Consider the following 7,274-nt stretch of genomic DNA (forward strand, 5'->3'; position numbering starts at 1 on the left):
CACCTGAAAATGGCAGGGTAAGGAAGGCTGTGAACAGGCAGCTAAATGGTTGATAATGACATATGTTGTGTGACTGAAGTGAGTACTAATACAGACAGATAGAACGAATTTGTCTGGTTGTGGGCCATACGATAAAAGTTGGCAGGAGAAAGCGCTACGCTAAAGAGGTGTTTGGCTAGTTTTAGCTGTCTTCCTATCTATTCAATAGCTTTTACTACAGCTATGCTCGATCGCTACGCACCCTTATTTCTCCGTCAATGCACGCTGTGGGCCTCCCTGTTTCTAGGGACCTTTTTATTAAGCTGGCCACTACAGGCCAGTATCCCTCCCGGCTATCAATGCACACATGCTGCGAGTGGCAGGGCGGGTAACGTCAGGGCATTTGGTTTGCCCAAAGCCTTTGCCGGTCACGTTAAGCCAAGTGACGACCCCATCTATCTCAACTGGACACAACGGGCTCCCGCACTTCGGGAGCGGGCCGAAGGGCAGAGTATTGTTTATGCTAATAAAGTTTATGTGTTCGGCGGGTTTGCTCCGGCGTTGAAAATCAGCAACTCGAACGAAGTGTACGATCCAGCCACAAACCAGTGGACCTTACTGGCACCAATGCCTTCCGACCCTCAGGGAAAGCCCTATGCGGTTACCCATAATGGCATAGCGCTGGTCGACAATACGATCTGGATAGTGGGGGGCAGGGTTGGCAATAATCCCGGCCCGGTCACCGACAAAGTCTGGATTTACAGCATAGTCTCCAATTCGTGGACGGAGGGCCCCCGGTTGCCTGCCCCGCGGGCGGGGGGCGGTCTGGTAAGGCTGGGACGTCGGCTGTACCTGTTCGGCGGGTTTGGAACGCTTGTCTGCAACAATGACTATGGCGACCAGTTTGTTTACGACCTGGATAACCCCTCTGCTGGCTGGCAAACGGGCCTGGCTCCGATGCCCAACCCGCGTAATCACTTTGGAACGACCACCGTGGGCGGCAAAATTTACGCCATTGGCGGTCAGTACGGCCATGACTGCGGAGGTGGACAGGACGTGAAACTGGTTCATGAGTATGATCCGGCGACCAACATATGGACCCGGAAAATGGATTTGCCGTATGCCACGTCTCACATTGAACCCGGTACGTTTGCGCTCGACGGAAAAATTTGGGTGACGGGCGGGCAGTTTCAGGGCACAAACGTCCTGCAATATGATCCAGCCGGCAATGCCTGGCAGTTGATCGACCAGCTGCCCAACTTCCTGGTGGCGGCTTCGGGAAAAGTGATCAATAACGACTTTATCGTTTCGCATGGTGGCATCCGATCTACCCAATACCCGGAGAGCAAAACCTGGTTGAAAACCGTTACACGCACTCGAAGCTACGCCCTCAACTTCTGGCCGAATCAACTTTCGCTGTCAGCCGTGACGGGGGGCGGCCCTGTAACGGCAACGGTGCTGTTAGGGACGATATCCGGCAACGCCACGTTTACAGTCAACACCGCGGGCTTGCCGGGCTGGCTCAGTATAAATGAGTTAGCGGGCAGCACCGATGAATCCGGCGCATCCGTCCGGCTAACGCTCAACCCGGCTGGTTTGGCAAGCGGTACGTACACCTATCCGTTGACCGCTTCGGCTCCCGGCTATACGAATGCTACCCTTACTATTTCCTTTACGGTGAGTGGGGGTAGTTCTACGCAAGTTCTGGCGCGGATCAACGCGGGCGGGCCAGCGGTTACGACGAATGGAATTAGCTGGAGTGCCAGCCAATATTTTTCGGGAGGGGTGCCTTTTGCCAATTCGAACGTGACGGCCGTTGCCGGTACGGATGCCGATGTTCTCTACCAGACAGAATACAGCAGCGCCAGCAACCTGGGAGGATTCACGTTTGCCATGCCGGTCCCCCGAAGCGGTATGTATACGGTTAAGCTGCACTTCGCCGAAATCTATTGGGGAGCGACCGGTGGAAGGGCGGGAGGAGCCGGGCAGCGCGTGTTCACGGTAAACCTGGAAGGTGGCACCCCCGAACTGGTAAATTATGACATCAATGCCGAGGTTGGAACCATGACGGCACAGGTGAAAACAGTTGACGTTTTCGTGGGGGATGGTACACTCTCCATTGATTTTGCCGCTACGGTTAATCGCCCCAAAATTTCAGCGATCGAAGTGCTGGGTAACGCTGATGTAGCTAACAGTCCGCCCGTGCTGGCTGCTATTGGCTCAAAGACCGTCGTTGCGGGAAACACACTCACCCTACTCCTGACGGCCACTGACCCCGATGGGGACGCGGTAACGTTTACCGCCACTAACCTGCCATCATTTGCGTCGCTGACGGCCGCTACCCTTACGGTATCTCCCGGGGTCCAGGCAGCAGGTACCTACCCCATCACGGTCAACGCCACCGATAGTAAAGGGGCTACCGATCAGGAAACGTTTACGCTTATCGTCAGTAACGTAGCTGCACCTGCCCTGGCTGTGACAAATTTTACCCTGATCAATGCCGATACCGAGCAGGACATACGGGTGCTGACGAACCAGGAGGTGATCAACCTGGCCAACCTGCCAACAACCAACCTGAATATACGTGCCAATACCAACCCCGGAACAGTAGGTAGTGTCGTTATGACCCTGAGCGGTCCGCAAAATAGAGCCGTAACGGAGACTGATGCTCCCTATGCCTTATACGGCGACAGCAAGGGCAACTATAACGCCTGGAAACCCGCGACGGGAACCTACACGCTGACAGCCACACCCTTTTCCGAAGCCAGGGGTAGCGGTACGGCCGGGGCTGCCAGTACCCTCGTTTTCACCGTAGTCAACAACGCGTCGGGCCGGATACCGTTTTGGGGTGACCCTATTGCTGTTCCGGAAAGTAGCTGGCGGTTTTATCCGAATCCTGTTTCGGGTCAGTTAAGCATCGACGTTGGCGCCGATCATGTACCCCCCCTGACGATTCACATAACGAACACGCTGGGGCAAACCATGGTGAACGTACGCAAGCAGGATCGTCAACCGGAGAACTGGAGTGTAAACGACTGGCCAGCCGGGTTGTACTTTATCTCGGTACAGTCAGAAGCCGGCATCCAGACCCGAAAGCTGGTCAAGCAGTGAACCAGCTTTCGGGCTGACCTGGACCAATCGCCAAGGGGATACGCTATGGTTTTGCCTCTTGATAGGCTAACAGCTCGGCTTCTGTAGAAAAAAGCTTCGTGTCGCTGTCCGATGTAGCGCCACACTCTACCATAAAAGCCGACTGATGGCTTGGGTGCGAGGGAACAACGGTGTAAACGACTTTTTCAACGGTCAATTCCTTATTGTCGATCGATTCGGTAATGGTGCAACTGTTCGTGGGACCGAGGGCAAACATCAGCTTAACAGACGATATGGTTCCCTTAAAACTGGGGTAGGAGGCTGGTCCACCAACAAACTCTCCATTACCAGCGGGGTAGGACGTAAAGACTTCATCGCCCACTTGAAAAGGGACAGTGTAATCGAGCGAAACATGAATCGGCATAGTTAAGATTGATGTTTGAGGATTTAACAGGTGTCAATCCTGATATAAACTCTTTAGTAGGCCGGTAGTCTGAAAATTCGCCAATAAATGAGTGTGTGGTCTTACATTCCAGGTGCATTTCCAACAAAGTCGGCTCTGGTTTCCTGCTATGTGGCAGGAAACCAGAGCCGACTTTGTTGGAAACGCGTAAATTAGCCTGATGAGCAGGCTGCATTAAGCCGATGCGAGGGATTTCTCTTTTTGTTTATCGATAGCTTCCAGCAGCTTCTCATAGGGCTTGTTAAACTTTTCAATGCCCTCATCTTCCAGTTGCTGGCTAACAGCATCCAGATCGATGCCAACTTCCGCCAGTTTATCCAGCAGCTGGTTTACACCCTCCATGTTTGACTCAAGCCGGGAGTCCGGCTGTCCGTGGTCGCGGAACGCTTCCAGTGTTTCCATGGGTACCGTGTTTACCGTTTTCGGTCCAATAAGCGCTTCAACGTACTTGACATCGGAGAACGCCGGATTTTTGCTGCTCGTGCTGGCCCATAAAAGTCGCTGGGGCTTAGCTCCCTGCTCTTCCAGTTTCTTAAACCGGTCGCTGCCAAAAACAGTCTTGTAGATAGCATAGGACTGCTTGGCCAGCGCAATGGCCACTTCACCCTTCTGATCGCCCAGACCTTTCTCGTCGAGCATCGGGTCGACCAGTACGTCGATTCGGCTAAGGAAGAAACTGGCCACCGACGCGATCGAGTCAATGGGATGACCCGCTTTAACCCGGTCTTCCAGGCCCGAGATATAGGCTTCGGCAACCGCTTCGTAGCGGGCTAACCCGAACAACAGCGTGACATTGATGTTCATGCCTTCGCTGATACACTGTCTGATGGCAGCCAGTCCCTCTGCCGTTCCCGGGATTTTGATCATGACGTTCCGGCGATCGACCGCTTTCCAGAGAACCCTCGCCTGTTCGATGGTACCCTGCGTATCACGGGCCAGAAAGGGAGACACTTCCAGGCTTACATACCCATCTGCCCCCCGTACCTCTTCGTCATAAACAGACAGAAACAGATCGGCCGCCCGCTGAATGTCGGCTACCGCGACACCATAAAATATATCTTCGTTGCTTTTTCCTTCCAGCGCCAGCTTTTTGATGTCCTCATCGTAATCAGTACCGCTGCTGATGGCTTTTTCAAAAATGGCCGGGTTTGAGGTAAGGCCCCGTACGCCATCTACATCGATCAGCTTCTGCATGTCGCCGGTATCCATGATCTTACGGTCGATGAAGTCCAGCCATATACTTTGTTCGAAATCGTGAATTTTCTTTACCAGATTTTCTGCTGCCATGATTCAAATGGTTAAAATTACTAGGTTGAGATTGTTGTCGTAAGGGGCTACCTGCCGGTAAGCTCCTTACGAAAGGACTTCTTTCTTTTCGATACCCGCCGGCTTCCCTTCCAGGACGGCAATTGCCGAAGAGACAACGTTTTCAAGGGTAAAGCCAAAATAGGCCAAAACCTCTTCATAGGGACCGGATAAACCAAATCGGTTCATGCTGATCGTGGTGCCCTCATCGGTCACGTACTTATGCCAGCCAATAGGCGAGCCTGCTTCAACGGCCAGCCGCTTTTTGATGGTAGGGGGCAATACCTCGTGATGGTACGCCTGATCCTGCTGCTCGAATAACTCCCACGAAGGCATACTGACGACGCGTGCCTGAATGCCCTGCTTTTTTAGCTCGGCCTGTGCTTTAAGAACCAGCGACAGCTCCGACCCCGTCCCGATCAAAATCAGCTGGGGGGTACCCTCCGCTTCGCTCAGGATATACGCGCCCCGTTCAACGCCCTGCCGGGCCGAACCATATTTGGCCTGATCGAGCACGGGCAACTTCTGCCGCGATAAAATTAGGACAACCGGCGTTTTGGGCTGGGTCATGGCTACGCGCCAGGCTTCTACCGTTTCGTTGCCGTCGCCGGGACGGATAACGATGATGTTGGGTACGGTTCGTAAAGACACTACCTGTTCGACGGGCTGGTGGGTAGGTCCATCTTCGCCCAATCCAATACTGTCGTGGGTGAAAACAAACGTTGCTTTCGACTCAGCCAGGGCGGTAAGGCGAATCGCTCCGCGCATATAGTCGGAAAAATTCAGGAACGTTCCGCCGTAGGGATGTACCCCACCGTGCTGCGACATTCCGTTGAGGGCCGCTCCCATGGCGTGTTCACGAACGCCGAACCAGATGTTGGATAGCTCGTAGTGACCGGGCTGGAAACTTAACTCGCCCTTGGTTGGCATTTCGTTGGACGAAGCCAGATCGGCTGAACCCCCAAACAAAAAAGGTACCTGCTCTTTCAGGGCACCCAGTGCTTTGCCCGAAGCCTGGCGGGTTGCCATGTCTTTATCATCGGGCGTAAACAGGGGCAGCTTACTATCCCAGCCCTCCGGTAGTTTTCCCGCAAACGACAGCGTAAACTGCTGACTCTCGGCTGGAAACTCCTGAGAATAAGCCTCGAACCGTTGTTTCCAGTCGGATTGCAGGTCGGCACCCCGTTTCCCGGCTTCACCCACGTGTTCCCGTACCCAATCGGGGACAACGAAGGATTGGTCGGGATCAAATCCAAAAAACTCTTTTACCTTCCGGACATTCTCTTCGCCCAATGGGCTGCCATGCACTTTGCTGGTGCCTTCCATGGGGCTGCCATACCCGATTACGGTTTGCACCGAAATAATGGAAGGGCGTTCTGTATCGGCCTGAGCTGCCCGGATGGCTGCTTCGATAGCATCGAGATCATTGCCATCGGCTACGTGCTGCGTGTGCCAGCCATAGGCATCGAAGCGCTTCATGCGGTCTTCTGTAAAGGCAAGGCTGGTAGGTCCATCGAGTGAAATGTGGTTGTCGTCGTAGAGGTATATCATCTTGCCGAGCTTGAGGTGCCCGGCCAGTGAAGCCGCTTCAGAGGCAATACCTTCCATCAGATCGCCGTCGCTAACGATAGAGTAGGTGTAATGGTCAACGACCGTGTGGCCCTCCCGGTTGTAGGTAGCAGCCAGAAAAGCCTCCGCCATAGCCATACCAAGCCCGTTGGCAAACCCCTGTCCAAGCGGTCCCGTAGTCACCTCCACACCGGCCGTTAAATTCGATTCGGGGTGGCCGGGTGTTTTCGAGTGCATTTGTCTGAACTGTTTCAGGTCGTCGAGTGAGAGGTCGTACCCGTACAAATGGAGCATACTGTACAGCAGCGCCGAACCATGACCCGCTGAAAGCACAAACCGGTCGCGGTCGGGCCAGTGCGGATCGTTGGGGTTGAACCGCAGGAAACGCGACCAGAGTACATACGCCATAGGAGCCGCTCCCAGGGGTAAGCCGGGATGGCCAGAGTTTGCCTTCTGCACGGCATCGACGGACAAAAGCCGAATGGTATCGATGCTGAGCTGGTCAAGTTGAACTGTTGTGTTGGTCATATGAAATGGACTTTACGTCAAACTACTAAATGGCTGCCCGACAACCGTAAGACGTGTGCCGGGTACTAATAGAATAACTCATATAAACCCTGTAGGGTAGTAAATTTTATTGAATATCTGAGCAAATGCTGTTTATCAGTTAGTTATATACTCTTGTTGGTACACGAAATTCATTTACGTACCCATTGATTTAGTTAATGCCAGCATCTGCAGCTGTTTACTAAATTGGTATAATACTAATTCAAAATCATAAAGACGCATTCAGAATGTAGGGAAAGCAAGTCAACTCGATGACTGTCTGCCGACCCGTGAATAACGCTTCAAGAACAGCCCGCAAACG

Annotated in this window: 4 protein-coding genes; 1 reads left to right on the top strand and 3 read right to left on the bottom strand. The window is 53.4% G+C overall.

The window, feature by feature from the left end:
* Positions 1–222: 222 nt before the first annotated feature.
* Positions 223–3,090, top strand: a complete 2,868-nt coding sequence (locus FH603_RS24440; protein WP_186741196.1) for a Kelch repeat-containing protein — start codon at positions 223–225, stop codon at positions 3,088–3,090.
* 43 nt (positions 3,091–3,133) lie between these two features.
* Here the strand turns inward: FH603_RS24440 and FH603_RS24445 are convergent, their stop codons facing one another.
* The 3 genes from FH603_RS24445 to tkt all read right to left on the bottom strand — a co-directional run bounded on the left by FH603_RS24445 (position 3,134) and on the right by tkt (position 6,934).
* On the bottom strand, positions 3,134–3,493 hold the full coding sequence (locus tag FH603_RS24445; RefSeq protein WP_186741198.1) for a hypothetical protein: 360 nt from the start codon (positions 3,491–3,493) through the stop codon (positions 3,134–3,136).
* 213 nt (positions 3,494–3,706) lie between these two features.
* Positions 3,707–4,819, bottom strand: a complete 1,113-nt coding sequence (tal, locus tag FH603_RS24450) for a transaldolase (protein ID WP_186741200.1) — start codon at positions 4,817–4,819, stop codon at positions 3,707–3,709.
* A gap of 66 nt (positions 4,820–4,885) precedes the next feature.
* Positions 4,886–6,934 (bottom strand): transketolase, encoded by a 2,049-nt coding sequence (tkt, locus tag FH603_RS24455; protein WP_186741203.1) that lies wholly within the window; start codon positions 6,932–6,934, stop codon positions 4,886–4,888.
* Positions 6,935–7,274: the final 340 nt, after the last annotated feature.

Source organism: Spirosoma utsteinense (genome assembly GCF_014282275.1).
GTDB lineage: Bacteria > Bacteroidota > Bacteroidia > Cytophagales > Spirosomataceae > Spirosoma > Spirosoma utsteinense.